General features: G+C 71.3%; 29 protein-coding genes. 10 read left to right on the top strand and 19 right to left on the bottom strand.

Features of this window, described 5'->3' with window-relative positions; genetic code table 11:
* Window positions 1-7: 7 nt before the first annotated feature.
* The 4 genes from ACIBR0_RS22110 to ACIBR0_RS22095 form a co-directional block, all read right to left on the bottom strand.
* On the bottom strand, window positions 8-511 hold the full coding sequence (locus ACIBR0_RS22110; protein ID WP_396718504.1) for a hypothetical protein: 504 nt from the start codon (window positions 509-511) through the stop codon (window positions 8-10).
* A gap of 111 nt (window positions 512-622) precedes the next feature.
* Window positions 623-1,903: an MFS transporter gene (locus ACIBR0_RS22105; protein ID WP_396718502.1), complete on the bottom strand. Its 1,281-nt coding sequence runs from the start codon at window positions 1,901-1,903 to the stop codon at window positions 623-625.
* 63 nt (window positions 1,904-1,966) lie between these two features.
* Window positions 1,967-2,416 (bottom strand): MarR family transcriptional regulator, encoded by a 450-nt coding sequence (locus tag ACIBR0_RS22100; protein ID WP_357033888.1) that lies wholly within the window; start codon window positions 2,414-2,416, stop codon window positions 1,967-1,969.
* Window positions 2,417-2,533: 117 nt separating this feature from the next.
* Complete coding sequence (locus ACIBR0_RS22095; RefSeq protein ID WP_396718499.1) at window positions 2,534-4,000, bottom strand: NCS2 family permease; 1,467 nt, start codon at window positions 3,998-4,000, stop codon at window positions 2,534-2,536.
* 89 nt (window positions 4,001-4,089) lie between these two features.
* Between ACIBR0_RS22095 and ACIBR0_RS22090 the strand changes: the two genes are divergently transcribed.
* Window positions 4,090-4,338 (top strand): DUF2530 domain-containing protein, encoded by a 249-nt coding sequence (locus ACIBR0_RS22090; RefSeq protein WP_357033892.1) that lies wholly within the window; start codon window positions 4,090-4,092, stop codon window positions 4,336-4,338.
* Window positions 4,339-4,357: 19 nt separating this feature from the next.
* Here the strand turns inward: ACIBR0_RS22090 and ACIBR0_RS22085 are convergent, their stop codons facing one another.
* Window positions 4,358-5,197 (bottom strand): DUF3027 domain-containing protein, encoded by an 840-nt coding sequence (locus tag ACIBR0_RS22085; RefSeq protein WP_396718497.1) that lies wholly within the window; start codon window positions 5,195-5,197, stop codon window positions 4,358-4,360.
* Between the two features lie 87 nt (window positions 5,198-5,284).
* Here ACIBR0_RS22085 and ACIBR0_RS22080 point away from each other — a divergent pair, with 87 nt between their 5' ends.
* Window positions 5,285-6,904, top strand: a complete 1,620-nt coding sequence (locus ACIBR0_RS22080) for an MFS transporter (RefSeq protein ID WP_357033896.1) — start codon at window positions 5,285-5,287, stop codon at window positions 6,902-6,904.
* Window positions 6,901-7,572 carry a futalosine hydrolase gene (locus ACIBR0_RS22075; RefSeq protein WP_396718495.1) on the top strand — a complete coding sequence of 224 codons (672 nt, stop codon included), beginning with the start codon at window positions 6,901-6,903 and terminating at the stop codon, window positions 7,570-7,572. The genes ACIBR0_RS22080 and ACIBR0_RS22075 overlap by 4 nt, the downstream gene beginning before the upstream one ends.
* Here ACIBR0_RS22075 and ACIBR0_RS22070 read toward each other — a convergent pair.
* Window positions 7,543-8,457 carry a GNAT family N-acetyltransferase gene (locus ACIBR0_RS22070; protein ID WP_396718493.1) on the bottom strand — a complete coding sequence of 305 codons (915 nt, stop codon included), beginning with the start codon at window positions 8,455-8,457 and terminating at the stop codon, window positions 7,543-7,545. The two genes, ACIBR0_RS22075 and ACIBR0_RS22070, sit on opposite strands and share 30 nt — an antisense overlap.
* Before the next feature lie 397 nt (window positions 8,458-8,854).
* Between ACIBR0_RS22070 and ACIBR0_RS22065 the strand changes: the two genes are divergently transcribed.
* Window positions 8,855-9,712, top strand: coding sequence for a 1,4-dihydroxy-6-naphthoate synthase (locus tag ACIBR0_RS22065; RefSeq protein ID WP_396718491.1), 858 nt, complete (start codon window positions 8,855-8,857; stop codon window positions 9,710-9,712).
* On the opposite strand, the gene ACIBR0_RS22060 is transcribed toward ACIBR0_RS22065, so the two are convergent.
* Together ACIBR0_RS22060 and ACIBR0_RS22055 are read right to left on the bottom strand one after the other, a co-directional pair.
* Window positions 9,673-10,059: a cold shock domain-containing protein gene (locus ACIBR0_RS22060; protein WP_357039148.1), complete on the bottom strand. Its 387-nt coding sequence runs from the start codon at window positions 10,057-10,059 to the stop codon at window positions 9,673-9,675. The two genes, ACIBR0_RS22065 and ACIBR0_RS22060, sit on opposite strands and share 40 nt — an antisense overlap.
* A gap of 27 nt (window positions 10,060-10,086) precedes the next feature.
* Window positions 10,087-10,710 carry an HAD family hydrolase gene (locus tag ACIBR0_RS22055; RefSeq protein WP_396718489.1) on the bottom strand — a complete coding sequence of 208 codons (624 nt, stop codon included), beginning with the start codon at window positions 10,708-10,710 and terminating at the stop codon, window positions 10,087-10,089.
* Window positions 10,711-10,767: 57 nt separating this feature from the next.
* On the opposite strand from ACIBR0_RS22055, the gene ACIBR0_RS22050 reads away from it, so the two are divergent.
* Window positions 10,768-13,245 (top strand): helicase-associated domain-containing protein, encoded by a 2,478-nt coding sequence (locus ACIBR0_RS22050; protein WP_396718488.1) that lies wholly within the window; start codon window positions 10,768-10,770, stop codon window positions 13,243-13,245.
* A gap of 13 nt (window positions 13,246-13,258) precedes the next feature.
* On the opposite strand, the gene ACIBR0_RS22045 is transcribed toward ACIBR0_RS22050, so the two are convergent.
* From ACIBR0_RS22045 to ACIBR0_RS22030, 4 genes are all read right to left on the bottom strand, one after another.
* Window positions 13,259-13,495: a hypothetical protein gene (locus tag ACIBR0_RS22045; protein WP_396718486.1), complete on the bottom strand. Its 237-nt coding sequence runs from the start codon at window positions 13,493-13,495 to the stop codon at window positions 13,259-13,261.
* Between the two features lie 96 nt (window positions 13,496-13,591).
* Window positions 13,592-14,476 (bottom strand): L,D-transpeptidase family protein, encoded by an 885-nt coding sequence (locus ACIBR0_RS22040; protein ID WP_396718483.1) that lies wholly within the window; start codon window positions 14,474-14,476, stop codon window positions 13,592-13,594.
* Window positions 14,477-14,587: 111 nt separating this feature from the next.
* Window positions 14,588-14,773 carry a hypothetical protein gene (locus tag ACIBR0_RS22035; protein ID WP_396718481.1) on the bottom strand — a complete coding sequence of 62 codons (186 nt, stop codon included), beginning with the start codon at window positions 14,771-14,773 and terminating at the stop codon, window positions 14,588-14,590.
* 13 nt (window positions 14,774-14,786) lie between these two features.
* A complete protein-coding gene (locus tag ACIBR0_RS22030; RefSeq protein WP_357037956.1) occupies window positions 14,787-15,953 on the bottom strand; it encodes a glycosyltransferase family 2 protein in 1,167 nt (388 codons plus the stop codon).
* Window positions 15,954-16,204: 251 nt separating this feature from the next.
* Here ACIBR0_RS22030 and ACIBR0_RS22025 point away from each other — a divergent pair, with 251 nt between their 5' ends.
* On the top strand, window positions 16,205-17,620 hold the full coding sequence (locus ACIBR0_RS22025; protein WP_396718479.1) for a cellulose binding domain-containing protein: 1,416 nt from the start codon (window positions 16,205-16,207) through the stop codon (window positions 17,618-17,620).
* 100 nt (window positions 17,621-17,720) lie between these two features.
* Entirely contained in the window at window positions 17,721-19,400 is a 1,680-nt protein-coding gene (locus ACIBR0_RS22020; protein ID WP_396718477.1) for a DNA repair helicase XPB, read from the top strand.
* A gap of 40 nt (window positions 19,401-19,440) precedes the next feature.
* Here ACIBR0_RS22020 and ACIBR0_RS22015 read toward each other — a convergent pair whose 3' ends face one another.
* The 4 genes from ACIBR0_RS22015 to ACIBR0_RS22000 form a co-directional block, all read right to left on the bottom strand.
* Window positions 19,441-20,412 (bottom strand): lysostaphin resistance A-like protein, encoded by a 972-nt coding sequence (locus tag ACIBR0_RS22015; protein ID WP_396718474.1) that lies wholly within the window; start codon window positions 20,410-20,412, stop codon window positions 19,441-19,443.
* 3 nt (window positions 20,413-20,415) lie between these two features.
* Window positions 20,416-20,667: a hypothetical protein gene (locus ACIBR0_RS22010; RefSeq protein WP_396718472.1), complete on the bottom strand. Its 252-nt coding sequence runs from the start codon at window positions 20,665-20,667 to the stop codon at window positions 20,416-20,418.
* A 124-nt stretch (window positions 20,668-20,791) separates the two neighbouring features.
* Window positions 20,792-21,346, bottom strand: coding sequence for a hypothetical protein (locus ACIBR0_RS22005; RefSeq protein ID WP_396718600.1), 555 nt, complete (start codon window positions 21,344-21,346; stop codon window positions 20,792-20,794).
* 541 nt (window positions 21,347-21,887) lie between these two features.
* Window positions 21,888-22,121, bottom strand: a complete 234-nt coding sequence (locus ACIBR0_RS22000) for a winged helix-turn-helix domain-containing protein (protein WP_396718598.1) — start codon at window positions 22,119-22,121, stop codon at window positions 21,888-21,890.
* Between the two features lie 375 nt (window positions 22,122-22,496).
* On the opposite strand from ACIBR0_RS22000, the gene ACIBR0_RS21995 reads away from it, so the two are divergent.
* Window positions 22,497-22,766, top strand: coding sequence for a DivIVA domain-containing protein (locus ACIBR0_RS21995; RefSeq protein ID WP_396718596.1), 270 nt, complete (start codon window positions 22,497-22,499; stop codon window positions 22,764-22,766).
* Window positions 22,763-23,032: a hypothetical protein gene (locus ACIBR0_RS21990; RefSeq protein ID WP_396718470.1), complete on the top strand. Its 270-nt coding sequence runs from the start codon at window positions 22,763-22,765 to the stop codon at window positions 23,030-23,032. Before ACIBR0_RS21995 ends, ACIBR0_RS21990 begins: the two co-directional genes overlap by 4 nt.
* A gap of 55 nt (window positions 23,033-23,087) precedes the next feature.
* On the opposite strand, the gene ACIBR0_RS21985 is transcribed toward ACIBR0_RS21990, so the two are convergent.
* Complete coding sequence (locus tag ACIBR0_RS21985) at window positions 23,088-24,017, bottom strand: RNA polymerase sigma-70 factor (RefSeq protein ID WP_396718468.1); 930 nt, start codon at window positions 24,015-24,017, stop codon at window positions 23,088-23,090.
* A gap of 168 nt (window positions 24,018-24,185) precedes the next feature.
* Between ACIBR0_RS21985 and ACIBR0_RS21980 the strand changes: the two genes are divergently transcribed.
* Entirely contained in the window at window positions 24,186-24,671 is a 486-nt protein-coding gene (locus tag ACIBR0_RS21980; RefSeq protein WP_396718465.1) for a carboxymuconolactone decarboxylase family protein, read from the top strand.
* A gap of 51 nt (window positions 24,672-24,722) precedes the next feature.
* On the opposite strand, the gene ACIBR0_RS21975 is transcribed toward ACIBR0_RS21980, so the two are convergent.
* Both ACIBR0_RS21975 and ACIBR0_RS21970 read right to left on the bottom strand, forming a co-directional pair.
* Window positions 24,723-25,685 (bottom strand): zinc metalloprotease, encoded by a 963-nt coding sequence (locus ACIBR0_RS21975; RefSeq protein WP_396718462.1) that lies wholly within the window; start codon window positions 25,683-25,685, stop codon window positions 24,723-24,725.
* A gap of 210 nt (window positions 25,686-25,895) precedes the next feature.
* Window positions 25,896-26,636, bottom strand: coding sequence for a TIGR03089 family protein (locus ACIBR0_RS21970; RefSeq protein WP_396718459.1), 741 nt, complete (start codon window positions 26,634-26,636; stop codon window positions 25,896-25,898).
* Between the last annotated feature and the right edge of the window lie 176 nt (window positions 26,637-26,812).

Here is a 26,812-nt window from a genome sequence, read left to right as displayed (position 1 = left end):
GACCCGCTCAGGGGTGGCGCAGCCGGTGCTCGGCCCGGGCGGCGGGCAGGGTCAGCCCGGCGTCGTGCAGCAGGCCCTCCACCCGGACCCGTTCGATCTCCCGGTCGACACCGGTCAGCTCGCCCAGGTGCTGGGGGATGCCGAGCGCGACACAGGCCATCTGGAGCCGGTCGTCGTACGCCTGGAGGACCGTGCCGTGCCAGACCACCGCGCGCCCGCCGCCCCGCCGGCCGCCGATGCGGCGGAGGTCGGCGGCGAGCGTCTCCAGCGGCTGGCGGTCGGGCCGGTCGAAGCGGCTCATGTCGATGTCCCGGGTGAGGGTGTCGGCCTCGATCGCCCGGTTCAGCCGGTCGATGGTGCGGCGGTCGCGGCGGCCCTGCCGCCAGTCGGCGAACCCGCAGACGACCCGGTCCAGCAGCTCGTCGGCGCAGCAGACCACGGCGACGAGCACCGGTAGGCCGAGCACGGCGAGGACCGCCAGGGCGAGCACCAGTCCCCGTCCGACCTCCACGGATCGACGCTAAGCCGCTGGCCGCGCCCCCGCCACCGATTTGCCCTGATCCGTCGAGTGTTAACAGGGGGCCCTTCCTCTACGTGAGGCGTTAAGCGGGGGCCCTTCCTTTCACTCCGGGGAGGTGACGTAGAAGCGCGGGGCCGGCAGGATGCGGAAACGCAGGCGGGCGCCGGACCGGCGCAGCTGCCAGGTGAGCGCGAGCAGGGCCGTGGCCAGCGAGACAAGGCCACCGATCCAGATGCTCGCCCCGGCACCGTACGTCTCCGCGAGCCAGCCGATCACCGGTGCGCCGACCGGGTTGGTGCCGAGGAAGACGAGCACCCAGAGGGCCATCACCCGGCCCCGGAAGGCGGCGTCCGTACCGAGCTGGATCCGCTGGTTGCAAGCCTGGGCGAAGAACACCATGAAGAACCCGGTGGGGAGCAGCAGCGCCACGACCAGCCAGTACGCCGGGGCGAGCCCGACCAGCGTGCCGAAGGTCGAGCAGGCGACGGCGGCACCCAGCACCACCCAGACCGACGGCCGGCTGCGTCGGCTGGTGCCGGCCAGCGCCCCGGCGAGGGCACCGACCGCCAGCGCGCTGCTGAACAGGCCGAACGAGGCGGCACCGGTGTTGAAGACGGTCTTGGCCAGTGCGGCGAGCGTGAGCTGGAAGTTGAACAGTGCCGTGGCGATCACCGAGATCATCACCATCGGCAGCAGCAGGTCGGGGCGGCCCCAGACGTAGCGCAGGCCGTCGACCACCTTGGCCGAGGCGCGCTCGTCGCGCGGCAGCAGGGCGTCCCGGTGCAGCTCGGCCGGACGCAGCCGGATCACGTTGACCAGCGGGGCGACCGAGCTGAGCGCGGTGACCAGGAAGACGGGGCCGACGCCGAAGGCCGCGATGGCCAGACCGGCGAGGGCCGGCCCGATGATCCGGGCCGAGTTGAACACGGCCGCGTTCAGGGACAGGGCGTTGGGCAGCAGCGGTGTGCCGACCAGCTCGGAGACGAACGCCTGCCGCACCGGGGTTTCGACCGCGTTGGCGACGCCGAGCAGGGCGGCGAAGGTGAAGACGTGCCACAGCTGCACCAGGTCGGTGATCACCAGGACGCTCATGGCGAGCGCCAGCACCGTCCAGAAGGCGTTGGCGACGAAGAGCAGCATCCGCTTGTCGTACCGGTCGGCGAGCCGGCCGGAGAGCAGCGTGAGCAGCAGGACCGGGGTGAACTGGAGGGCGATGACCACGCCGAGCGCGGTGGCCGAGTCGTCGGAGAGCTCGAGGACGAGCCAGTCCTGGGCGATGAACATCATCCAGACGCCGATCAGTTTGATCAGCTGCCCGGATGCGAAGAGCCGGTAGTTGCGGACCTGTAGGGACTGGAACATCGTGCTCAGCTTCGCCTGCACTCTTGGTGCGCCTCCTCGCGTACGCGTCATCGCCGTCGGACGGCGCGGGCGCGGTGGCGCGGGTCAGGCGCGGGCGAGCTGGTGCAGGATCTCCGCCGCGTGGTGCAGCGTGTCCCGGTCCTCGTCGCTCAGTTCGGCCAGCCGGTGGGCCAGCCACTCGTCGCGGGCGCGCTCGAACTGGTCGAGCACCGCCTCGCCCCCCTCGGTCGCCGCGAGGATGACCTGCCGGCCGTCGGTCGGGTGGGGGGTACGCCGCACGAGACCGCGTTCCTCCAACTTCCCGACGATCTTGGTCATCGTCGGCGGCTGCACCCGCTCGACCTCGGCCAGTTCCCGGGGCGTCAGCGCGCCCGCCAGCCGGAGGCTGGTGAGCGCGGAGAGCTGGGTGACCGTGAGGTCGCCGACCGGCCGGGTCTGTCGGACCCGCCGGTTGAGCCGCATGATCGCATCACGCAACTGGGGTGCCAGTTGCGCCGGTGGCACGCTGTGAGCCGTCACCGTCCGCTCCGTCACGATAGTTAGCATAACTAATGAGCCTGGCTAACGACATGCGATATGACCATGCTCACGAGGAGGTTTGCCCTGCTCCGGGCCGGGTAGTCCGGTTCAACGCCGGCCCGGAGCGAGGCGTCAGAGCACCACGGACTCGATCGGTCCGCGCAGGAAGTACAGCACGAAGAGTGCCGCCACGCCGTACAGCAGCGGGTGGATCTCGCGGGCCTTGCCCTTGGCGAGCTTCACCACCACGTACGTGATCAGGCCGGCGCCGATGCCGTTGGAGATCGAGTACGTGAAGGGCATCAGGACGATCGTGAGGAACGCCGGGATGGCGATCTCGTAGTCCGACCAGTCGATCGTGCGGACCGCGGTCATCATCAGGAAGCCGACCACGACCAGCGCGGTGGACGCGGCCTCGAACGGCACGACGACCACCAGCGGCGCGAGGAACATCGCCAGCAGGAAGAGCACGCCGGTGACCAGGTTGGCCACACCGGTCCGGGCACCCTCGGCGACACCCGCGGCGCTCTCGATGTACGACGTGTTGCTGGAGACGCTCGCCGCACCGCCACTGGCCGCGGCGATCGAGTCGACCAGCAGGATCTCCTTCGCCCGCGGCGGCGTGCCCCGCTCGTCGAGCATGCCGCCCTCCTGACCGACGGCGACCATCGTGCCCATCGTGTCGAAGAAGTCGGTGATCAGCAGGGTGAAGACGAACATCAGCACGACGACCCAGCCGGCCCGACCCCACGAGTCGAGCACGTTGAAGTTGCCGAGCAGCGACAGGTCCGGCACGTCCACCACGCTGCTGGGGAGCTCCGGCACGTTCAGCGCCCAGCCCTTGGGGTTGGGCTTGCCGTCGACGAACGAGGGACCGATGTTCCCCGCCGCCTCCACGAGCATCGCCAGCGCGGTCGAGGCGAGGATGCCGATGAGGATCGCGCCCTTGACCTTGCGGACCACCAGCACGAGGGTCAGCAGCAGACCCACCACGAAGACCAGCATCGGCCAACTGACCAGCTTGCCGCCGATGCCCAGGCCCACCGGCACGGTGGTGTTGCCCTCGGTCCGGCGCACGAAGCCCGCGTCGACCAGGCCGATGATGGTCAGGAACAGGCCGATGCCGACGCCGATCGCGGTCTTCATCTGCGTGGGCACCGAGCGGAACACCGCGGTCCGCAGGCCGGTGAGCACCAGGACCGCGATGATCACACCCTCGATCACCACCAGACCCATGGCGTCCGCCCAGGTCATCTCCGGCGCGATCTCGTACGCGACCAGCGCGTTCACGCCGAGGCCGGCGGCCAGCGCCAGCGGGAACCGGCCGACCACGCCCATCAGGATCGTCATCACGCCGGCGACCAGCGCGGTCGCGGCGGCGAGAGCGGGAATCGAGAGCTTCTGGCCGTCGCCGTCGACGGCCGAACCGAGGATGAGCGGGTTGAGCACCACGATGTACGCCATCGTGAAGAAGGTCGCCAGACCACCTCGGACCTCGCGGCTCATCGTCGAGCCGCGGGCGGTGATCTCGAAGTACCGGTCGAAACCGTTCCGCGGCGCTGCGGACGGGGGGTCGTTCTCGGGCGGGGCTACTGCCATCGAATCCCTCGCAGGTGATCATCCGTTGTCGCGCCGCATCGTCCCAGATCAGCGACGGAGAGGGAAAGTTGATCGCGTACGCTTGCCCCGTGCCGAAGCAGCAGCAGCCGCGGCCCGAGCCGCTCGACCCGCCGATGGTGCCCTTCGCCCTCGCCGGAATGGCGGCCTGGGCGGTCGCCGGGTTGGTGCTGCTGGTGTTCTTCCGGGACTGGCTGTCCGACAACGATCACGAGAACTGGCTGTGGACCTGCCTCGCCGGCTTCCTGTGGGGCTTCCCCGGTCTCGCCACGATGATGCGGCACGACGCCAACCGCCGTCGCCGCCGCGCCGCCCGCTGATCAACGGGCGGTTGTCGCGTCAGGAGTGCCCGTACGGCTCCGCCGGCTCGGCCGCCTCCACCGAACCCGGCGCCCGGCTCACCGAGACCGCCTCCACCGCGCTGTCGTCGTAGACCGTGGGCATCTCCTCGACCGGTGACTCACCGACCTCGATCAGCGTCTCCGAGTGGGCGCCGCAGCCGTGGTCGGCGCTGACCACCCGACCGTCGTCGGGGGCGTAGAAGTTTCCGCAGGCGCCGAAGGACTGCCGCAGGGCACCGGCGAGCGGCAGGTAGAAGCCGCAGGTTCCGCAGCGGGCGGCGGCCGGGGCGGAGACGGAGATCGCCGCCGACGGGCCGTGGTCACCGTCGTACCACCGCTGGGCGGCGTCGGCGCGCCCCTCCCGGGACAGCACCCGCGCCCGGCCGAGTCCCAGCTCCCAGGCGGTCTCCTCGACCGCCGGGTCGTCCGAGAGCAGGTAACCGGGCTGGAGCCGCTCGTCGTCCGCGGGCGTGGGCAGCAGGTCGCCGGGGCCGAGGTCGCCCGGCTTGAGCCGCTCCTGCCACGGCAGCCAGCCCGGCGCCAGCAGCGCGTCCGGGCCGGGCAGCAGCACGGTCTCGCAGATCGTCACCGTACGGCTGCGGGGCACCCGGGTGACGGTGACCGCCCAGCGCCACCCGCGGTAACCGGCGAGCCGGCACTCGAAGTAGTGCGTGACGAGTCGGTCGCCCTCGGCGACCGCCTGGAGATGGTCGCCGACGTCGGTGGGGTCGACCTCGGTGATGGCGTCGCGCGCCACGTCGACGGCGGCGGCACAAACCTGGTCGAGGCGGGCGGCACGAGCGGAGGCGGGCCTGGTCACCCGACCATTGTTCCCCATGCGTACGGCTCGCCGACAGGCACTCCCTCCAGAGGTTCTCGGGCGGTGGTGCGGCGTGTGGGGGCCGAATGGGCGAGGATGGTGCACATGCCGCTGTTCTCCCGCCCCGAGCGGTCCGTCCTGGGGCGGACCGTCGGCACGGGCGTGAAGGCCGTCCGCCTGCTGTTCCGCGGCTCGCTGAGCAGTGGCCGGTGGATGACCCGCCGGGCCGGACGGGCCCGGACCCGGGGCGCCGGCGGCGACGTGGGCATGGTGCGCCTGTTCGACCTGCACGCCGTCTCGTGCGCCGGGGACACGCTGATCGCCATCGGGCTGGCCGGCACGATCTTCTTCAGCGTCCCGCTCGGCGAGGCGCGCAGCAAGGTCGCCCTCTACCTGCTGGTGACCATGGTGCCGTTCGCCATGCTCGCTCCGGTGGTGGGCCCGCTGCTCGACCACTTCCGGCACGGACGCCGCTACGCGCTGGCCGCCACGATGCTCGGCCGGGCCTTCCTGGCCTGGTTGATCTCCGACTACATCCACGGCTTCGGCCTCTACCCGGCGGCGTTCGGGGTGCTGGCGCTCTCCCGCGCGTACGGGGTGGCCCGCTCGGCCGCCGTGCCCCGGCTGCTTCCGGAGGGGCTGGGGCTGTCCCAGGTCGGCGCACGGGCCAGCGTGTACGGGACGGTGGCCGGCGCGCTGGTCGCACCGATCGGGCTGGCGGCCTTCTGGTTCGGGCCGCAGTGGCCGCTCCGCGTGGCGTCGGTCATCTTCCTGGTGGGCATGGTGATCTCCCTGCGGCTGCCGCCGAAGGCCGACTCGGAGCCGCCGGAGCGGGTGCCCCGGCCGTTGCGGGCGCTCGGGCGGCGTACCGGGGACCGGCCTCTCGGCCGGGGCCGTCCCGCCGGCCGGCTGGTGATCGCCACCCTGGTCGGTGCCGCGACGCTCCGCGCGGTGTACGGCTTCCTGCTGCTCTTCCTCGCGTTCGCGATCAAGTCGGGGGACCTGACCACGGTGGTGTTCGGCCGGGACCTGGGCGACGAGGGAGCCCTCGGTCTGGTCGGCGGCGCGCTCGCGGTGGGCAGTTTCCTCGCCACCGCGGTGGGCACCCGACTGCGCATCCACCGACCGACCGCCATCCAGTCCAGCGGCATCGTCATCGTGGCCGGGGTGGCCGTGCTCGCCGCCCTGAAGTTCTCGCTGCCGATGGTCGCGCTGCTCTGCCTGGTCACCGCCCTGATCAGCGGCATCTCCAAGCTGACGGTGGACGCCTCCATCCAGGAGCGCATCCCGGAGCGGCTGCGGGCCAGCTCCTTCGCGCATTCCGAGACGGTCCTGATGCTCGCCTTCGTGGCCGGTGGCGGGCTCGGGCTCGTGCCGTTCGACGGCCGGATCGGCATCGCCGTCGCCGCCGGTGTGGCCGCCCTGGCCGCCGCGCGGGGTGTGGTGATGGCCGGCCGGCTGCGCGCGGAGCGGTTGCAGGGCCGCCCGCTGGCCGATGACGAACTGACCGAGGACGAGTCCGACCCGACCGATCCGGCGCACGTCGGCCCGGCCGCGGAGGACCCGGCCCCGACCTCACCGGCGCCCGCCTCCGACGATTCCGGGGACGCGGGGCTCGCCCCGCCCGGGTACCACATCTACCGCCCCTCCTCCGCCGTCGGCGGTCCGGGCGGGGGCGGAACGGACGACGAGACCCGGCGGGAGACGCGGGGACCGCTGTCGTGACGGGCCTGCTGGTGATCACCGCCGTGCCCGCCGAGGCCGAGGCGGTCCGTGCCGGCCTGTCGGACCCGGCCACGACCGTGGTGGCGGTCGGCGTCGGCCCGGCCGTGGCCGGCGCGGCGACCGCCCGCCTGCTGGCGCTCGCCGAGGCCGGCGGGCGGCCGTACCGGGGTGTCGTCAGCGCCGGCGTGGCGGGCGGATTCCCCGACCACGTGCCGGTCGGGGGCACCGTGCTGGGCAGCAGCGCGATCGCCGCGGATCTCGGCGCCGAGTCACCGGAGGGCTTCATCCCGGTGGACCAGCTGGGCATGCCGGCCGAGCTGCTGGGCGGCGGCGTCAGGATCACCGCCGACCGCGCGCTGCTGGCCGCCCTCCGCGCCGGCCTCCCGGCCGCCACGGTCGGCCCGGTGCTCACGGTCACCACCGTGACCGGCACCGCCACCAGCACCGACGAGCTGCGCCGCCGGCACCCGGACGCCGTGGCCGAGGCCATGGAGGGGTACGGGGTGGCCGTCGCCGCCGCCCACGCCGGGGTGCCCTTCGTCGAGCTGCGGACGATCTCCAACCCGATCGGCCCGCGCGACCGCGACGCCTGGCGCCTCCGTGAGGCCCTTGAGGCCCTCACCGCCGCCGCGGCGGCCCTATCGACCGCGACCGCCACCGGGACCTGACCCGGGGCCGCCCGGTCGGTCGAGCCGCATGCTCCAGGGTCGGCTCGCCTGTTCGCGGTATCCGCAGGCGCGCAGCAGGCGGACCCCCGGGCCCTCGGCGATGGCGTGGGCGGTGCGGATGCCCGCCAGACTCATCTCCTCGGTGACCCGAAGCACCAGCCGACGTCCGATCCCGAGCAGACGGTACGGGTCGGCGACCAGGACGCCGTCGAGGACGAGTTCCCGCTCCTCGCCGGGGTCGTCGCCGTACCTCAGGTGCGGGCTGCGCTCGTGAGCCCTCAGCTCGCCGACCAGCTCACCATCGGGCAGCTCGGCGACGAACCGCCACGACGTCGCCGGCAGGCCCGAGCCCGTCACCCGTCGGACCCGGACGGTGCGCCGCACCTCCTCGCCCCACCGGCGCTCGTCCCGGTAGACGCGGTTGCGGTGGTAGCTCGCCGGCGGAAGCCGCAGCGGCCACAGCGCCGGCGGCAGGGTGTACCAGTGGGCCCACCAGGCACCCGGCCAGTCCCGCGGTTCGTGGACCTCCCAGACGTCCAGATGAGCGGGGTACCGGCGTCCCGCCGTGTCCCGCAGCCCGTCGTGCGGCACCCCCGGAAGCGGGCCACCGGCCGGCGCAGCCTCGGCCGGCGCGCCGATCGTCACCTGTCCGCCGGCCGCACGGACGAGCAGCTCCACCGTCCGGTACCTCGGGTCGGCCGTGCGCCCCGCCTCGATCCGCGCCAGCGTCGCCTGTGGGACGCCGGCTCTCTCGGCCAACTCGCGCTGGCTCAGATCCGCGCGACGCCGCAGGGCGCGCAGGATCACGCCCAGGTCATCCGGCTCATCCGGCTCATCCGGCTCGCCCCGCTCGTCCGGCTCATCGGGCTTGGTCAGCGCGTTCACGCGATCCATGCTGACGGCCGTGTCCGCCCCGTTCAACAGGCCGGCCCATTCTGTGGATAACCCTGTGGACAACTCTCCGGCCTGGGGACGGCAGTAGTACTTCAGCGCACTGTCGAGCTGAGTCACCGACGACATCACAGCCACGAGCCACGAGCCGCGAGCCGCGAGCTGCGAGCTGCGAGCTGCGAGTCAGGGACGGCAAGCCGTCTGATCCATCTACGACATCAGCTCGACAGGACGCGTGACACAGGTCATCGACCCGGCCCGACGGCGGCGACGACGAGGACGACCCAGCGCGGCAGAGGTCAGCGGGACACAAGGCAGCCGGGACACAGGCCAGGTCACACGACGGAGGTCGTCGACGGGCGTCCGCCCGGTCCAGGGCTACGGTGGGGGCGTGGCGCTCTCACTGGCGATCTCGCCCTGTCCCAACGACACGTTCGTCTTCCACGCCCTCGTGCACGGCCAGGTGCCCGGGGCCCCGCCGGTCGAGGTGACGTACGCCGACGTCGACGTCACCAACACGGCCGCCGAACGGGGGGCGTTCGACCTGGTCAAGGTGAGCTACGCGGCGCTGCCGTGGCTGCTGGAGGACTACCACCTGCTGCCCTGCGGCGGGGCGCTCGGCCGGGGTTGCGGCCCACTCGTCCTCACCCGCGGCGACCGCGCCGGGAGCACCGACCCGACCGGGCGGGCCGACCTGACCGGTGCGACGGTCGCGGTGCCGGGCGACCGCACCACCGCGTACCTGCTCTTCCGGCTCTGGTCGGCCGACCGGCCGCCGGCGCGGATCGAGGTGGTGCCGTTCCACGAGATCATGCCCGGGGTGGCCGCCGGACGGTACGACGCCGGGCTGGTCATCCACGAGGCGCGGTTCACCTATCCGCGGCACGGGCTGACCGCGCTGGTGGACCTGGGCGAGTGGTGGGAGGCCGACACCGGCCTCCCGATCCCGCTCGGAGCGATCCTGGCCCGGCGCGGCGCCGTCGACCCCGAGGCCGCCGCGGGGTGGATCCGCGAGTCGGTCCGGCGGGCCTGGGCCGACCCGGCGGCGAGCCGGGAGTACGTGCTGGCGCACGCGCAGGAGATGGAGCCCGACGTGGTGGACCGGCACATCGGCCTCTACGTCAACGAGTTCACCGCGGACCTGGGTCAGGCCGGGTTCGCCGCCGTCGAGGCGCTGCTCGGTCGGGCCACCGACGCCGGGCTCGTGCCTCAGACCTCCAGCTCGCGCGCGACGGCGTGGACCAGCTGAGCGACCTTCTGGGCGGTCTTCCGGTCCGGGAAGCGACCACGGCGCAGGTCCGGCTGGACCTTTGCCTCCAGCACCTTGATCATGTCCTCGACGAGGCCGTGCAGTTCCTCCGCCGGCCGGCGGCGTAGCTCCGCCACCGAGGGCGGCGCGTCCAGCACCTTGACTCCCATCGCCTGGGCGCCGCGGCGGCTGTCCACCACGCTGAAATCGACCCGCTGACCGCCCTTGAGGTCGGTGACACCCGTCGGCAGCGCGCCCTTGGGCAGGAACACGTCGCCACCCTCGTCGCTGGTGACGAACCCGTATCCCTTGGCCGCGTCATACCACTTCACTCGACCCGTCGGCACGTGTAACCCCTGCTTCGCTCGGTACGTCTACTGCTCCAAGGCTAGCCGGATCATGCGGTCGAGCGCCGCTGGGAATCCGCCGAGGTCTCCGAGCACCACCGCCGCACCGGCGCCGTGCAGTTCGTCGGCCGAACACGGCCCCGTCGCCACGCCGATCCCGGGCACGCCGGCCGCCCCCGCCGCCGCCATGTCGGCGACGTGGTCACCGACGTAGTGGGTGGCGCCATGCGCCCGCAGGGCGCTGGCTTTCTCCTCCGCGAACAGGTCCCCGGCCAGCTCGTCGACGGCCAGGCCGAGGTGGTCCAGGTGCAGCCGCGCCAACCGGCCGATCTTGGAGGTGACCACGAGCACCCGTCCGCCGCGTGCGCGTACCGCGTCGAGGGCGGCCCGGGCGCCGGGCAGCGGCACGGTCGGGGTGATCGCGTACGCCGGGTACAGCTCGCGGTAGATGGTGACGGCCTCCTCCACCTGCTCCGGCGGGAACCAGCGGGCGATCTCGGTGCGCAGCGGAGGGCCGAGCCGGGACACGGCGGCCTCGGCGTCCACGTGGACGCCGGTCCGCGCGGTCAGTGCCCGGTAGGCGGCGGCGATGCCGGGACGGGAGTCGACCAGGGTCATGTCGAGGTCGAATCCGACCGTCAGCACAGACATGCGCCGAACCTAGTCGAGGGGCGGGAAGTCCCACCGGCGGGCTAGCGTGGAACGACGATGACCACCTCACTCGCCGACCACCTGCGGTCGCTGCCGGACGACTCCCTCGCCGCGCTCCTCCAGCTGCGGCCGGACCTCGTCGTACCCGTGCCGGCCGACATGTCCGCGCTCGCCATCCGGGCCCAGTCCCGGGTGTCGGTGGCGCGCGCCCTCGACGGGCTGGACCAGTTCACCCTCCTGATCCTCGACGCGGCCCGGCTCACCCGGGACGCCTCGGACGGCAGCACCTCGGTCGACGCGGTGCTCGCCATGGCCACCGCCGGCCCGCGCCCACCCACACCGGCCCAGGTGCGCGCCGCCGTGGACCGGCTGCGCGGGCTCCTCCTGCTGTACGGACCGGACACCCGGGTGCAGCTCGTCGGCGGCATCGACGAGATCTCCCCGTACCCGGCGGGGCTCGGCCGCCCGGCGGAGGAGCTGGACCTGCGGACGGCGGCCCTCTGCGCGGACCCGGCGAAGCTCCGGCGGACGCTGCTGGCCGCACCGCCGTCGGCCCGCGCGATCCTGGACCGGCTCGCCGCCGGCCCGCCGGTGGGCAGCGTCCCGCCGGGTGCGCTCCAGGCGCCACCGGTCGGCGCGGAGGACGACCTGCCGCCGGACGCCACCAACGGTGGCGCGCCGACCGGCTCGCCGGTGCGCTGGCTGGTCGACCACCGGCTGCTGGTGCCCGTCTCCGGCGGCAAGGCCGGCGGCGCCGGCACCGTGGAACTGCCCCGCGAGGTCGGCCTGCTGCTGCGTCGGGACACCGGCCCGCTCGGCCCGCTGCGCACCAGCCCACCGCCGGTCGCGGCGCCGGCCCGCGAGCCGAAGGCCGCCGACTCCGCGGGGGCCGGGCAGACCATGGAGGCGGTACGCCAGACCGAGGCGCTGCTGGACCAGCTCGCCGCCGAACCCGCGCCGGTGCTGCGCTCCGGTGGCCTCGGTGTCCGCGACCTGCGCCGGTTGGCCCGCGCGGCCGGGCTGGACGAGCCGACGACCGCTCTGCTGCTGGAGGTGGCGTACGCGGCCGGCCTGATCGGCGAGATGGACCTGCCCGGTGCCACCACCGGCCGGTACGGCGCCGACCAGCAGGTGCTGCCGACCGGCGGGTACGAGGTGTTCCGGGCCGTCTCCCTCGCGCAGCGCTGGGAGCAGCTCGCCCGGGCCTGGCTGACCATGACCCGGCAGGTGGGCCTGGTCGGGCAGCGCGACGACCGGGACCGCCCGATCACCGTGCTCTCCGCCGAGGCCGAACGGGCCGGCGCGCCGGCCGCCCGCCGGGCCGTGCTCGCGGTGCTCGCCGACCTGGAACCCGCCACCGCGCCCACCGCCGAGGAGGTGCTGGAACTGCTCGACTGGCGGGCGCCGCGCCGCGCCCGGGGGCGGGAGACCGCACACCGGGAGGTGCTGGCCGAGGCGGCCACGCTGGGCGTGACGGGGTTGGGGGCGCTCACCTCGTACGGGCGGCTGCTGCTCGCCGACGTGACGGCGGCCGACGAGCGGGGCACCGACGACCCACTGGGGTTGCGGGCCGACACCGAGAGCGGCGACCCGTCCACCGCCGTACGGGCGCTGGACGCGCTGCTGCCCGCCCCGGTCGACCACTTCCTGGTGCAGGCCGACCTGACCGTGGTCGTACCCGGCCCGCCCGACCCGGCGCTCGCGGCCGAACTGGACGTGGTGGCCGAGCACGAGTCGGCCGGTGGGGCGAGCGTGCACCGGGTCACCCCGGCCAGCGTCCGCCACGCCCTGGACGCCGGCTACTCGGCCGACGACCTGCACGGGCTGTTCCGGCGCCGCTCCCGCACGCCGGTCCCGCAGGGCCTGACGTACCTGATCGACGACATCGCGCGGAAGCACGGGGGGCTGCGGGTCGGCTCCGCCGGGGCGTACGTGCGCAGCGACGACGAGGCGTTGCTGGTCGAGGTGCTCGCCGACCGGCGGCTGGAGGCGCTGGCGTTGCGGCGGCTGGCGCCGACCGTGCTGGCCACCCCGTACCAGGTCAACCGGATGCTCACCACGCTGCGCGAGGCCGGGTACGCGCCGGTGCCCGAGGACGCCACCGGCGCTGCCGTGCTGGCCCGGCCGAAGGCCCGGCGGGCGCCGGCGCGGGTGCCGATGGGTGCCCGGACGGTGGACCCGCTGACCGGGCCGAAGCTGTCCCTGCCCCGACTGCTCGGCGTCGTCGAGCAGATCCGCCGGGGTGAGGCGGCGGCCCGGGCGGCCCGCCGCGCGCCCGCGGTGGTCCGGGGCGGCGCGCCCACCCGTCCCGTGCCGGCGCACACCCACAGCGACGCCCTGGCGGTGCTCCAGCAGGCCATCCGGGACAAGGCGCTGGTCTGGGTGGGGTACGTCGACGCGCACGGGGCGACCGCGTCCCGACTCGTGCGGCCGGTGTCGATCGGCGCGGGTTACCTGCGCGCCGAGGACGAGCGGACCGAGATGCTGCACACGTTCGCCCTGCACCGGATCACCGCCGCAGTGCTGGAGGAGTGACCGGCGACCGGGTTCAGCGCCGGCTGCGGCGTACCGTCCCGACGACCGCGACGACCAGCAGCAGCCCGAACCCGGTGCCGGCGGCCTCACCGACCGAGGCGACGAAGCCCTGCCGCTGCACCAGCCAGCCGAAGAGGAACCAGCCCACCAGCAGCACGGCGGCGAGCGTGTACGCGACAACTGTCGTCGTGGACACGTCCGTCGGTGGCTCGCCCTGCTGTTCCCGGATCGCGTCCCGGTCGACCGTCATCCCGCCTCCCCGCGTCCCACCCAGGGGTCCAGCGTGGCACCGACGGGACGGAAGTGACAGGGGATAAAACCCCCGACGGACCGGATGTGCGACACCTCAGGTGCCGGGGCGGCGGCCGACCAGGACCACCCGCGAGCCCACCCTGCCGAGTTCCCACCAGCGGACGGCGTCGGCGTGCAGCAGGTTGACGCACCCGTGCGAGCCGATCGACTTGTCGTGCAGGTACGTGGTGGTCTCGTGGAAGCCCATCCCCTGGGTGAAGTGCTGCCAGTACGGGAGCCACACCTCGTACGGGTTCGACCACTCCTTCATGTTCCGATAGTTGATCTCGAACGTGCCGGCCGGAGTGCGGTAGCCGGGCATGCCCGTACGGGTCACGGTGGGCCCGGCGACGACCTTCCCGTTGCGCATCACCCAGGTGGTCTGCCGGGTCAGGTCGATGCAGAACGTCGTACCGGAGCCGGCGTCGCAGCGGTCGGTGTCGGTGGTGGCGAGCCGCTTCGCCACGTCGTACGTCGTCGGTCCGGCGCGGCCGTGGGCCGGGCGGATGTCGTACCGCCGCTGGAAGCGCTTGATCGCGGCGCAGTCGGCGGCCGACTGCCGGCCGTCGACGGTGACCGCGCCGAACCCGCCGAGGCGCGCGAGGTACGTCTCCACCTCGCGCTGGTGCTCGCCCTGCGGACAGCCGGCGGTCGACGGCGAGGGCCGCGGCGTCGGCGCGGTGCGGGTGGGTTCTGGGGCGCGCGGGCTGGGCGCGGGCCGGCTCCGGGTCGGCCGGGGTTTCGGTGACTCGACGGCCCCGGCCGACCGGTCCGGCCCGGGCGTGCCGCTCGCCCCCGTTACCCGCTCCGCAGCCCCGACCGGGACGGGTCCCCCGCCCCCGCCACGGTCGGCCTGCGGATCGAACGCACACGCACCGGCGCCGACCAGCGTGACCGCTGCCAGGGCGACGAGCCGAACGGCGATCCGGAACTGCGTCATGTCGCCCCCCTGAGAGACAGCTGTCACTCTGCTAGACGTACGAAACAGCACGTAGGTTGCGCTCGCGTGCGGGTTTTCTCGGCGTCACCTGAATGCGTGCTCGGAAACCGCTCAGTCGCCGGCGATGCGGCGGTCCCGCCGGTATCGCTGACGTGACGCAACGTAAATCCCGGTGGAGCCGGTGATGAGGATGACCGTCAGGACGAGGAGGGCGTACTCGACCTGGGCGAGTTCGCGCATGACGATCAGGGTGACCGCCAGGAGGAAGCAGACCCCGAAGCCTTTGAGGGAGTTCATCTGAGGCGCTGCCTTACTTCCATGTCGACACGGGCGTGAAATAGGACTTGAGGAGGGATGACAGGAGCCAGTACATGCGTACGACCGTGTAGACCAGCTCGGGAATGAGCAGGGCCTCGACCAGCATCGCCTTCCAGCCGAGGTTGCGTACCATCACCGCGGGGTAGATGACCCAGAACGCGAACAGGAACCAGAAGATGGGCTGTTGCGTGAAGCCGCTCGCGACGGCGTTGGCCAGTTGGGTGGCCCCCCAGCCGATGAGGTACACGACGCCGAGCAGCCCGAGGATCATCGACACGATCGAGTGCCAGGTGAACTTGGTCCAGCCCCGGGCTCGCAGCGCGTCGACCGTGCCGCGGACCCAGCGCTGACGTTGTTGAAGCAGCTCACGCAGCGTGGGCATGAGGTCGGTGTAGGCGATGCACAGCTGGTTCGCGGTCACCTTCCAGCCGCATTCCTTGAGCGTCAGCGTCGTCTCGTAGTCCTCGACGAGGTTGCGGTGGTCCTCCCAGAACACCGCGCCGCGCTTGTCGATGACCGACTGCAGCGCCACGCCCCGGTAGAACGATCCGGCTCCCGACATCGTGTGCACGTCGGTCTGGAAGCGGGCGTTGGCGGCACGGCCGTACTCGATGATCTGCATGCCCAGCAGGAACCTCTGCCAGGGGTTGCGCCACAGCCCGGTGCGACCCAGACAGACGGCGCTGACGCCGCCGATCTTTGGATCCTCGGTGATCACCTTGCGGGCCCGTTCGATGAACTTGTGGTGCAGTTCCGTGTCGGCGTCCATCACCAGGACGTGCTGGACCGGGTCCAGCCGCCCGCCGACCCGCTGGCTCAACCAGGCGAGGCCGTAGTTGAGTGCACCGGCCTTCTTGTGCTCGTTCTCCCGCATCACCAGGACGTCGGTACGTGGTGTGCGCGGATCGGCGGCGAACTGCTGGGCGAAGTGTTCCGTCCGGTCGGTGGAGTTGTTGACGACCACGACGATCCGGTCGGGGCGCCAACTCTGCCGGGCCAGCGAGTTCAGGGAGGTGAGGATCCCGATTTCCTCGTTACGCGCCGGGATGATGGCGACAATGTCGTGCAGTGTCGGCCCGCTGGGCTTCGGAGTGCCGTGGTGTCTCCAGCGGAGACCCTGCAGGAAAGCGGTCTTCTCCAGCCCCGCTACGCCGGTCATGTTGTGTGACAAGATTTCCCCGTTTGGTGATCATCGTCCAGGCCACCGTCGCGGTCTGGAGCAGGTGAACCATAGCCGACGTGATCAATGAGGTACCGCCCCCGTGCGGCCAGGTCAACCGCACGTTCGGACGAGCCGCCCGGGGCGACGACCACCCACGGCGCGGGCGGGCATCAGTAGGATGGCGCCTGTTTGCCAAGGCGTCCCGGCGAGATTTCCTGTTACACGGGCGTCCAGTGTCAAGGAGTCGTATGGGCCGCTCGCGTTCCTCTCACCGTTGGCTCGGCCTGCTCATGGCCATGGTGGTGGTCCTCGGGGCCGGGGTTGCGCTCTACGGCGTGTGGCGGACGAAGAGTGCCGACCAGGCCGCCGATGGGAACTCACCGCTGACCGTCCGCTACCGGACGGACACCCCCGCCACCGCTCCGGTCGGGAAGCCCTGGCTGGAATTGATAAACAACTCCGACCAGCCGGTGGCGCTGCACACCGTGACACTCCGTTACTACTTCAGCGACGACAGCGCCGGGCACGGGGCCAACTGCGTACAGACGGCCCTCGGCTGCTCGAACGTCACCCAGGTCGTCAGCCCGATGCCGGAACCGGCCCCCAACGCCACCCACTACCTGAAGGTGGGCTTCACGTCCGCCGCCGGCACGCTCGCACCGGGCGGGACCAGCCAGGGCATCGGGCTCCAGTTGTACCGGCTCGACCGCAAGGGTCTGGACCAGACCGACGACCGGTCGTTCGATCCGGCGCTCACCACCTACGCGCCTTCGACGCGCGTGACCGCCTATGTCGACGGTGTCCTCCGGTGGGGGGAGGAACCCGGTGGCACGGCGACGGCGACCGCCGCCCGGCCGTCGAAGGTTCCGGCCGTACCGGCCGGGACCCTCTTCGACAACTTCCACTACACCGGCGTCGGTGACCCGGCGGTGACCGCCAACGGTTGGCAGGCCCGCACCGACGGTGGTGGACCCGGGATCGCCGACACCTGGTCGGCGGAGAACATCAGCTTCCCCGCCAACCGGAAGGCGCACGGCGGGCAGGTGCTCCAGTTGCGAGTCACCACCGACGGCACCCGCGAGGGCACCCGGCAGGCCGAACTGGTCGGCGTCGAGAACACGTTCTTCACCGGCACCATCGCCGCGCGGATCCACTTCACCGACGACCCGACCGACGGCCGCAACGGCGACCACGTCATGGAGTCCTTCTGCGCGATCTCGCCGAACCCGGACTCGGACCGCTACACCGAACTCGACTTCGAGTACCAGCCGAACGGCGGTTGGGGCGCTCCCGGGCCCAAGCTGGACACCACCAGTTGGCGCAGCGCCACGCCCGGCGACCGCGCCACCCGAGCGCTGAAGCGGTCTCTCGACGGCTGGCACACCCTGATGATCACGGCGGTCGACGGGAAGGTCACGTACTCCATCGACGGGCAGCCGGTCTTCACGAGCAGCGGCCGGACCTTCCCGCGCGAGCCCATGAACATCCACCTCAACACCTGGCTGATCGACCTGCCCTTCGCGGGTGAACGGACCTGGGACATGCAGGTCGACTGGGTGTACGCGGTGGACGGCAAGAAGGTGAGCACGGCGCAGGTGCAGCGTGCCGTCGACGGACTCTACAAGAACGGCATCAACTACGTGAACACGACGAAGCGGCCGTAGGAGACGGTCCGTCCTCGCGCTTTCCTCGGGGTCGCCTGAACGCGTGCAACACTGGATGGTCGGCCGGTGGCCGACACCGACGTGGGAAAGAGGCGCTGGCGTGAGCGGTGGACCCCTGATCGTGCAGTCGGACAAGACCCTGCTGCTGGAGATCGACCACCCCGACGCGCAGGCCTGCCGGATGACCATCGCGCCCTTCGCCGAGTTGGAGCGCTCCCCGGAGCACGTGCACACCTACCGGCTCACGCCGCTGGGGCTGTGGAACGCCCGGGCCGCCGGCCACGACGCCGAGAGCGTGGTCGACGCCCTGATCAAGTACTCGCGTTACCCGGTGCCGCACGCGTTGCTGGTCGACGTGGCCGAGACCATGGACCGGTACGGCCGGCTCCAGCTCGCCAACGACCCCGCGCACGGCCTGGTGCTGCGCGCCCTGGACCGGGTCGTGCTGGTCGAGGTCGCCAAGAGCAAGAAACTCGCCGGCATGCTCGGCAACAAGATCGACGACGACACCATCCAGGTGCACCCCTCCGAGCGGGGGCGGCTCAAGCAGGCGCTGCTGAAGCTCGGCTGGCCGGCGGAGGACCTGGCCGGGTACGTCGACGGCGAGGCGCACCCGATCGAGCTGGCCGAGGCCGGCAAGGAGGGCCGCAAGCCGTGGACGCTGCGGTCGTACCAGCGGGAGGCCGTGGAGGCGTTCTGGGCCGGCGGGTCGGGCGTCGTGGTGCTGCCCTGCGGCGCCGGCAAGACGCTGGTCGGTGCGGCGGCGATGGCCGAGGCGAAGGCGACCACGCTGATCCTGGTCACCAACACGGTCGCCGGCCGGCAGTGGAAGCGGGAGCTGATCGCCCGCACCTCGCTGACCGAGGAGGAGATCGGCGAGTACTCGGGCGAGCGCAAGGAGATCCGCCCGGTCACCATCGCCACGTACCAGGTGCTCACCTCGCGGCGCGGCGGCGCGTTCACCCACCTGGACCTGTTCGGTGCCCGCGACTGGGGCCTGGTCGTCTACGACGAGGTGCACCTGCTGCCCGCGCCGATCTTCCGCTTCACCGCGGACCTCCAGGCCCGCCGCCGGCTAGGGCTGACGGCGACCCTGGTACGCGAGGACGGCCGGGAGGGCGACGTGTTCAGCCTGATCGGACCGAAGCGGTACGACGCGCCGTGGAAGGACATCGAGTCGCAGGGCTGGATCGCCCCGGCCGAGTGCACCGAGGTACGGGTGACGCTGACCGACGCCGAGCGGATGTCCTACGCGACGGCGGAGGCCGAGGAGCGGTACCGGATGGCGGCGACCGCCCGCACCAAGCTGCCGGTGATCAAGGCGCTGGTCGACCGGCACAAGGACGACCAGGTGCTCGTGATCGGGGCCTACATCGACCAACTGCACCAGCTCGGCGAGTACCTCGACGCGCCGATCGTGCAGGGCTCGACCACCAACAAGGAACGGGAACGGCTCTTCGAGGCGTTCCGCACGGGCGAGCTGCGCACCCTGGTCCTCTCCAAGGTCGGCAACTTCTCCATCGACCTGCCGGAGGCGGCGGTGGCGATCCAGGTGTCGGGGACGTTCGGGTCGCGGCAGGAGGAGGCGCAGCGGCTGGGGCGGGTGCTGCGGCCGAAGGCCGATGGGCGGCAGGCGCACTTCTACACGGTGGTGTCCCGGGACACGATCGATACGGAGTACGCGGCGCACCGGCAGCGGTTCCTGGCCGAGCAGGGGTACGCGTACACCATTGTGGACGCGGACGACGTACTGGGACCGAAGCTCCCCACGGTCGACTGACCGTCCTCGGTCAGGTGGCCCTGAACGGCTCGCCCGATCATCACCGAAGGGTCGCGTCTTCGGTGGCCGTCGCCTCCGCGACATCCTGCGGCGCGTCTGCCAGCACCCTGACGACCCTGCGGTTCGCGGGCATCCATTGCGGCCGGTGTCGCGCAACCAGGTGCAGGGCGGCGATCACGCAGGCCATGTAGGTGAGGTCACCACCCAGCAGGATCAGGGTGGCACCGAGCGGCGCGTCCGCGGCGTTCGTGTCGTCGACGACGTCCAGGCCGCCTGTGGCAGCTGTGGCGACGAAGGCGAACAGATTGGTCGCCGCGTGTGCGGCGATGGACACCTCGAGACCTCCGGTCCGGATGACCAGCATCGCCCAGATGATGGCACCGACGAACAGGGCCACGAACCCGGACCAGGTGCCGAGGCCGTGCAGCAGGGTGAACGCCAGAGCGGAGCCGATGATGCCGACCCAGCGGTGGTACGCCCCGAGGGCTTGCAGGAGGAACCCCCGGGCGACGTACTCCTCACCGGCCGCCTGCAGCGGAACCAGGACGATGAGCAGCAGAGTGAGCCCGAGGAACCGCCACGGGTCGATAGTCAGCCGCAGCTCGGCCCCGTCGTCGTAGACCAGGACCAACGCCACCATGATCAGGACCGCCACGGCGACGGCCAGGCATCCGCACACGGCGAACCACCGCCAGCGCAGCCGACCGGCCACGGAGTGCAGCGTCCCTGCCGGCCGCCGCTGCACCAGTCGCGCGACACCGAGGGTGACCGGGATGAACAGGGCGAGAGACGCCAGCGCCAGGATGTTGTCGACCAGGGGACTGCCGATCGACGCGCTGTCGTCGATCCGTCCGCCGAGCGCCCACGTCACGGTGAGGGCGATGGCCACCAGCCCACAGGCCGCCACGGCGGCGACCAACAACACGGCCAGCACGGCGGCCGGTGGCGTCCACCACCGATGGAAGCCCAGTCGCGCCAGCCGATCGTAGGTCAGCTGATTTTCGACCTTCACGGGCTAGACCGCTGGCCGGTCGGATCGATCCTCGTCGTCCTGCGGGGACGACCTACGGGCACCACCGACGATCGCAATCCAGTCGGCGGCCACGACCAACAGCAGGACACAGATTCCGAACAAGGAGAAAGCAATGCCGTGGCCGAGCATCACGGATGCCGCTGCGGCAATTCCCCAGAACAGAACCAGCAAGGCTGTGCGGACCATCCATCGGCGTACCGGAGATAACGGATTCAGCATGGTTCCTGCGCTCATTCTCCATGTGGCTCGACCGACGTCGTCGACCTTCGATCGACCATCATCGCATGCCTCCTCGCGCACGGGGTGGCCCGCCTGCACAAAGCGGACGAGCCACCCTCGGCGCATCGAAGGCACCTGGCTAAAGGTTGGCGACGCAGCCCGCTCCGGCGATAGCGATCGCGACCTTGATGTCCTCGGCGATACCAGCCGGGTTACCGCCGTACGCCTTGTACAGCGCGTTCAGCGCCCCAGCGGAGCACTGCGCCGACTTGTACCAGGCCCACTTCCCCGACTTCTTCGCGATGTCGACGATCTGCTTCCAGTACTTCTTGACGAACTTCGCGATCGCGCTGGGGATGCCGAACGGCTCCGCGTCCGAGACGTCGGTCACCGCGCCGCCCTGGTTCAGGTCGTTGAACACCTGCACACTGTGCTGCAGAGCCGCGAGCGCCTGAGCGTCGAGGTCGCTGGCGACCTGCGCCGGCACGGCCAAGCGGAGGTTGCCCCCACGGTCGGCGACGAGGTAGGGCTCGACCGCATCCACCGTCGCCGCGAACGTGTCCGGGTCCTCCGTCGCCGCCTTGGCGACCGGATCCGCGATGGCGACACCTGCCGTCCGGTTCGCTGCGGTCGGCACGCTGACGTCCGTAGCCGCCGCTGCGGTGCCGGCGAAGCCGAAGACCGAGGCGACCATCGTCGCCACCAGGACTCCCACTGCCCTTTTCAATCTCACTTCAGTTTCCTCCCGTGTGATTTCCGCACCAACAGGGAGGCGACACATTGAGCGCGTCTGTGCGACAACGCACGGTAGCGCGATGGCAGTCATGATGACGCCGAAACTCAATGCGTTGAAGAGCGCATCCCCCGTTGATGCGGCAGCGTCAATTGCTGCGAGAAGGACACTAGGGCAACGGTGCGGTTCGCTGCAGTCCCGGTCATTGCCGTAACACTGTGCAGAGTGTTGCCTTAATCGATTTCCGTGATGTTGTTGATCGACGCACCGGCCGGTGAGCTGGTGAATCGAACGACAACGCAATCGGCGGGCATGCGTCGAACCAGGCAATGAGATTTAACGGTTCGTTAGCAAGTTGCGGGCCCGCGACTGGGGCCTGGTCGTCTACGACGAGGTGCACCTGCTGCCCGCGCCGATCTTCCGCTTCACCGCGGTCTACACCGTTGTCTCCCGCGACACGATCGACACGGAGTACGCGGCTACCGCAGCAGGTCAACGCCAGTTAGTCGGTCGCTGGCCGAGTCTCAGTCACGTACACGCCCTTACCTTGATGACCTTCGACCAGCCCCTCAGCCTGCAAGATCAGCAAAGCGGATCGGACCGGCTCGGCGGACACGCCGTAGTGCGCGGACATCTCACGCAGGGAAGGCAGCTTCGCGCCGGGGCCGTACTCCCCCGACGCGATCTTGTCGCGGATGTCCTGGGCAATGCGCTGGCGGTCTGAGATTCGGGGCATGGCAACTCCTGGTAGGCCCCAAGATCCTCCCACGCCGACGCTCCGCTAGCCAACACTTCGCCTGCTTAGCATGCTTGGTTCTTGCTCTTCGTATGCTTTGCATTGTATGTTGCTCCTCGGACGTCCGGTATCGGATCGCCTGGTAGGCAGCCGGCCTCCCGGTTGGGCGTCCACACCGCTGGCACGGCTGGCTTCCCTCGTCAGCCGTGCCAGTACCCGACGGACGAGTTCAGCAATAGATAGGCAGCCCTGTTGCCGTACCGCCGATCGAGGCTGCGGTGGCAGGGCGGGGCGGCCTCCGCCGACCGCAACCGGCGGAGGCCGCCCCTTCCACTCCGACGCGACCCGACGAAGGGCGGTCCCCCCGTGCGCGACCTGATCCGCCGGCTGGCGAGCCGACGCGAGGAACCACGTCCGACGCGAGACACAACCCAGCTCCGCCCCTGGCAGATCCGCGACCGGTGCTTCAGCGTCCGCCGGCGCGGCCTCGACCCCGTCGAGATCCGCGCCTTCCTGCACCGGGTCGCCGACGAACTGGCCACCGCGCAGACCGCCCTGGTCGCGGTGCAGGAGGAGAACGTACGCATCAAGAACGCCCTCCGCACCTGGCAGAGCGCCCAGTCGGCGAGCCACCGTTACCGATGACCGAGCGTTGGGTGATCCACCTGCCGGTCACGGCACCCGACCTGCTCCGGGCCCGGATCTTCGCCCGGACCGCCGCCCGCGTGCTGGCCCGGCTCAGCGCTCACGTCGAGCCGGGCGGGGTGACCGTGTCGGCCGAGGACGAGCAGGGCGTACGCCATTGGGTCTTCTGCGATCGGCCGCTGCCGGACGGCGGCGGCCGGTGTGCGCTGCCGGTGGAGCACACCTCGGCCTGCACCCGGCGGACGCCGAGGCCCCGGCCGCGGTGATTCATCCACGACATCAGCTCGACAGTGGCGCACGCAGAGACCACCGCCCGGACGCTCACGTCCCGGAGAGGCGGCTGAGCACCGTCTCCCGTTCCATGTGGGACAGCTTCTCGGGATTGCGCACGGCGTAGATCCCGGTGATGAGGCCGTCGTCGACGCGCAGCGCCAGGACGGTGTCCAGGGCACCGTCGAGGTGGAGGATCAGCGCCGGGTGGCCGTTGATGTGCGTCGGCTGCCACGACGTGCTGGCCGTGACCTTGCCCCACCCGCCGGTCAGCAGGCGGGCCACCTTGTCGGCGCCGAGGATGGGCCGCGGGACGGCCTGCTTGACGCCGCCACCGTCGCCGAGCAGGACCACGTCCGGCGCGAGGATGTCGAGCAGGTTCTGGATGTCGCCGGTCTCGACCGCCCGCCGGAACGCGTCGAGCGCGGACCGGGTCTCGGTCGCGGAGACGACCTGGCGGGGCCGGCGCGCCGCGACGTGTGCCCGTGCCCGGTGGGCGATCTGACGGACGGCGGCGGGATTCTTGTCGACGGCTTCGGCGATCTCGTCGTACCCGAGGTCGAACACCTCCCGGAGTACGAACACCGCCCGTTCGGTCGGCGCGAGGGTCTCCAGCACCAGCAGCATCGCCATCGAGACGCTGTCGGCCAGCGCGACGTCCTCGGCGACGTCGGGGGCGGTGAGCAGCGGCTCGGGCAGCCAGGGGCCGAAGTACGACTCCTTGCGGCGGCTGAGCGTACGCAGTCGAGTGAGTGCCTGGCGGGTGGTGATGCGGACCAGGTAGGCGCGCTGGTCGCGGACCTCGCCGAGGTCGACGCCCGCCCATCGCAGCCAGGTCTCCTGGAGTACGTCCTCCGCGTCGGCGGCCGAGCCGAGCATCTCGTACGCGACGGTGAAGAGCAGGTTGCGGTGGGCGACGAACGCCTCGGTGGCCGGGTCCGGGCGGTCATCGGCGGCGGCGTTCTGCGGCGTGCCCACCATGGGTGACTCCTCTTCGCTCTCGACTACGTCACCCATCAGATGCCGCACTCGGCCGTTCTGTGACACCTACCGGCTGTGGCCGTCGTCACCGGGCCGCACCGTCACGGGGCGCTGCTCGCCGGCATCTCGTGTTCGTCCCATCGAACACCGGAAGCGAAGGACGGAACCATGGACGCCCGATTCAACATGTTCGACAACGAGACCGCCATGAAGTTCTTCAAGCGGTTCGCGAACGCCGGCCTGGTGATCCAGCAGTCGCCGCTGCCGAAGGCCACGCAGGAGTTGGTGTCGCTGCGGGCCAGCCAGATCAACGGCTGTGGCTGGTGCATCGACATGCACACCAAGGAGGCCGTGGCTGAGGGCGAGAGTGGGGTCCGGCTCCACCTGGTCGCCGCCTGGCGCGAGTCCACCGTCTTCACCGAGGCCGAGCAGGCCGCGCTGGCACTCGCCGAGGAGGGAACCCGCCTCGCCGACGCCTCCCAGGGCGTGTCCGACGAGACCTGGGCGCAGGTCCGCAAGCACTACGACGACGACCAGATCGCGGCTCTGGTCGCCCTGGTCGCGCTGATCAACGCGGCCAACCGGCTCGCCGTGATCGTGCACCAGCGCGGCGGTTCCTACCAGCCGGGCATGTTCGCCGCCGCGTTCGACTGAACAAAAGTGGCGGCCGGTCAACGACCGGCCGCCACCACTGCTGGTGCTACGTCAGCCGGCGCCACCGGCACGGAACGCCACCCAGGCGTCGCTCATCCGGTCCGCCTGTCCGGCGCTGAACATGTTCATGCAGGAGTCCTGCGTGTAGTCCATGAAGTTGTGGATCGGGTCGAGCCCGGGTGCGGTGCAGGTGTCCGCGCCGACCGGGCAGTTGAACTGCGGGTGCGCCTCGCGCGGGGTGTCCGCGACGAAGTCGCCGGACGCGGAGCAGCCGTGCGCGAAGGTGTGCTCCAGCATCAGCCAGTGCCCGACCTCGTGCGTCAGCGTGTCACCGAGGGCGTACTTGCCGGCGGTGCCGCCCGGCATCGACTCGTCCAGGATGACCACGCCGTCGATGAAGTCGCGGCCGTTGTTGTAGCCCTTCGGGAAGTACGCCCAGCCGAGGAGCCCGCCGCCGATGTTGGCCGCGTAGATGTTCAGGGTCTGGGAGTCACCGGTGTACAGCGCCTTCTTCATGTCCCGCTCGTTCTTGCCGGGCACGACGGTGTACCAGTCGCTGTTCACCACATAGTTCGTGTCCACCAGGTCGAACCGGAACGGCGTGTCGGCGGCATCCGGGGCCGTGGTGCCGGCGAACGAGTCGTTGAGCACCTCCATCTGGTCCGCGATCATGGTGTTGAACCGGGTCGTCTCCGCCGCGGTGAGCGGGTGATCGGAGATCAGGTGGAAGACCGTCGGCACGGTGACGCTGCCGTTGGCCAGGCGCGGCGAGTCCTTGATGACGCCGTACGCGTTCGCCTCGTTCTTGGAGTACAGCTCCGGCTCCTGCGCGGTGGCGCCCTCGGCGACCCGGGCCACGCTGTGCTCGTCGGCACCCGGCTCGCACGCCTCGACGCCCGGGGAGGCGGTCACGGGGGCTGCCGTGGCCACCGCTGCGGAGGTTCCACCGCCCGCCAGGAAGGTGGCGGCGGTAGCGGTGAGGACCGCCAGTCGGAAGGTAGGTCTCCTGTGCATCGATGCACCTTTCGAGAAGGGGGTGCGGATCCGACGCGGGGTTGTCATGTTGCGGGCAATGACGTCGTCGTCCAGGTATAAGACCACGTCATTGCCGTTCGGCAACAGACCCGCAGCGGCTGAATCGCCTGGCCGAGTCGAGGAGGTACGCGTGACACTGACCGGCACGAAGCGGAGGACATGCGTAACGGCGATGCCCACCGTCGGGCGTCAGAGAACGCGGGTGACCTGTTCGGCGGCGATCACCGCGTCCCGGCGGGCTGGATCGAGATTGGTGCAGAGCACGACCGCCGCTCCGGCCGCCAGCGGCGCGAGCAGCCACTTCAGCGGCAGGTCGTGCTCGGCCGCGTCGACCAGCAGCCGGTCGCCGGCACGCAGGTCGAGCTGACCGGCGACCTCGGCGGCGAGGGCACCCCACTCGCCGTAGCTGGTGCCGTCCGGGCTGGCCGGGTCCGACGAGCGGATCGAGGCGTGGTCCGGTGGCGTGTCGGTGTGCCGGAGCACCTCGGCCGACCAGTCCAGCCAGCCGACGGGCCGGTCGGTCAGCGGCCCGTTCCCGACCAGGTAGCGGTGCGTCCCCTCGGGTACGTCCTCCAGCCAGTCGTCGAGCCGCTCCGGGGTCACGAACACCGCGTCGTACGGCAGGTCGCCGCCCGGCTCCAGGACCGGCAACCCGGCCGTGGCGCGCGGCCGGAACGACACCGCCAGGCCCACCGACCAGGCGCCGAGCAGAACCGCGGCGGTACGCCAGTGCGGCGGCAGCAGCACCGCCACACGGCTGCCCGGGGTTAGGCCGCAGCCGTCCCGCAGGAGGCCGGCACTGCGCGCCGCCCAGTTGCCGAGTTGCCGCGCGGTCAGGTCCACCCGCTCGCCGGTCGCGTCGTCGACGTACGTGAGCAGCGGCGCTTCGGTGCCGACGGGCCCGGCGGCGGCAAGGGTCAGACCGGTCATCGGTTCACCCTAACGACCGCCGTCGGCCGGAAGCATGATCGTCTGCACGTGAGCAGTCACCGGCCGGGCATGTCGGACAGCGGCGGCGCACCTCACGCCTTGACAGGCGCTGGGAGACTCGCGACGAGGCGGGCATACGGCCCGTCGACCGACACCACGCCCGTGGTCCCGTGGGA

It is taken from the genome of Micromonospora sp. NPDC049497, from assembly GCF_044465805.1.
Taxonomy (GTDB): Bacteria; Actinomycetota; Actinomycetes; order Mycobacteriales; family Micromonosporaceae; genus Micromonospora.
This window is presented reverse-complemented; position numbering and strand designations above follow the sequence as displayed.

Excerpts from the sequence above, each read along its gene's own strand:
- ACIBR0_RS22005 (WP_396718600.1), bottom strand. The coding sequence starts at position 21,346 with ATGGTCGCCTCGGTCTTCGGCTTCGCCGGCACCGCAGCGGCGGCTACG.
- ACIBR0_RS21985 (WP_396718468.1), bottom strand. The coding sequence starts at position 24,017 with ATGGTGGGCACGCCGCAGAACGCCGCCGCCGATGACCGCCCGGACCCG.
- ACIBR0_RS21970 (WP_396718459.1), bottom strand. The coding sequence starts at position 26,636 with ATGACCGGTCTGACCCTTGCCGCCGCCGGGCCCGTCGGCACCGAAGCG.
- ACIBR0_RS22000 (WP_396718598.1), bottom strand. The coding sequence starts at position 22,121 with ATGCCCCGAATCTCAGACCGCCAGCGCATTGCCCAGGACATCCGCGAC.
- ACIBR0_RS22010 (WP_396718472.1), bottom strand. The coding sequence starts at position 20,667 with ATGAGCGCAGGAACCATGCTGAATCCGTTATCTCCGGTACGCCGATGG.
- ACIBR0_RS22055 (WP_396718489.1), bottom strand. The coding sequence starts at position 10,710 with ATGTCTGTGCTGACGGTCGGATTCGACCTCGACATGACCCTGGTCGAC.
- ACIBR0_RS22080 (WP_357033896.1), top strand. The coding sequence starts at position 5,285 with ATGCCGCTGTTCTCCCGCCCCGAGCGGTCCGTCCTGGGGCGGACCGTC.
- ACIBR0_RS22030 (WP_357037956.1), bottom strand. The coding sequence starts at position 15,953 with ATGACCGGCGTAGCGGGGCTGGAGAAGACCGCTTTCCTGCAGGGTCTC.
- ACIBR0_RS22050 (WP_396718488.1), top strand. The coding sequence starts at position 10,768 with ATGACCACCTCACTCGCCGACCACCTGCGGTCGCTGCCGGACGACTCC.
- ACIBR0_RS22035 (WP_396718481.1), bottom strand. The coding sequence starts at position 14,773 with ATGAACTCCCTCAAAGGCTTCGGGGTCTGCTTCCTCCTGGCGGTCACC.
- ACIBR0_RS22040 (WP_396718483.1), bottom strand. The coding sequence starts at position 14,476 with ATGACGCAGTTCCGGATCGCCGTTCGGCTCGTCGCCCTGGCAGCGGTC.
- ACIBR0_RS21980 (WP_396718465.1), top strand. The coding sequence starts at position 24,186 with ATGGACGCCCGATTCAACATGTTCGACAACGAGACCGCCATGAAGTTC.
- ACIBR0_RS22045 (WP_396718486.1), bottom strand. The coding sequence starts at position 13,495 with ATGACGGTCGACCGGGACGCGATCCGGGAACAGCAGGGCGAGCCACCG.
- ACIBR0_RS21990 (WP_396718470.1), top strand. The coding sequence starts at position 22,763 with ATGACCGAGCGTTGGGTGATCCACCTGCCGGTCACGGCACCCGACCTG.
- ACIBR0_RS22085 (WP_396718497.1), bottom strand. The coding sequence starts at position 5,197 with ATGGGGAACAATGGTCGGGTGACCAGGCCCGCCTCCGCTCGTGCCGCC.
- ACIBR0_RS21975 (WP_396718462.1), bottom strand. The coding sequence starts at position 25,685 with ATGCACAGGAGACCTACCTTCCGACTGGCGGTCCTCACCGCTACCGCC.
- ACIBR0_RS22025 (WP_396718479.1), top strand. The coding sequence starts at position 16,205 with ATGGGCCGCTCGCGTTCCTCTCACCGTTGGCTCGGCCTGCTCATGGCC.
- ACIBR0_RS22095 (WP_396718499.1), bottom strand. The coding sequence starts at position 4,000 with ATGGCAGTAGCCCCGCCCGAGAACGACCCCCCGTCCGCAGCGCCGCGG.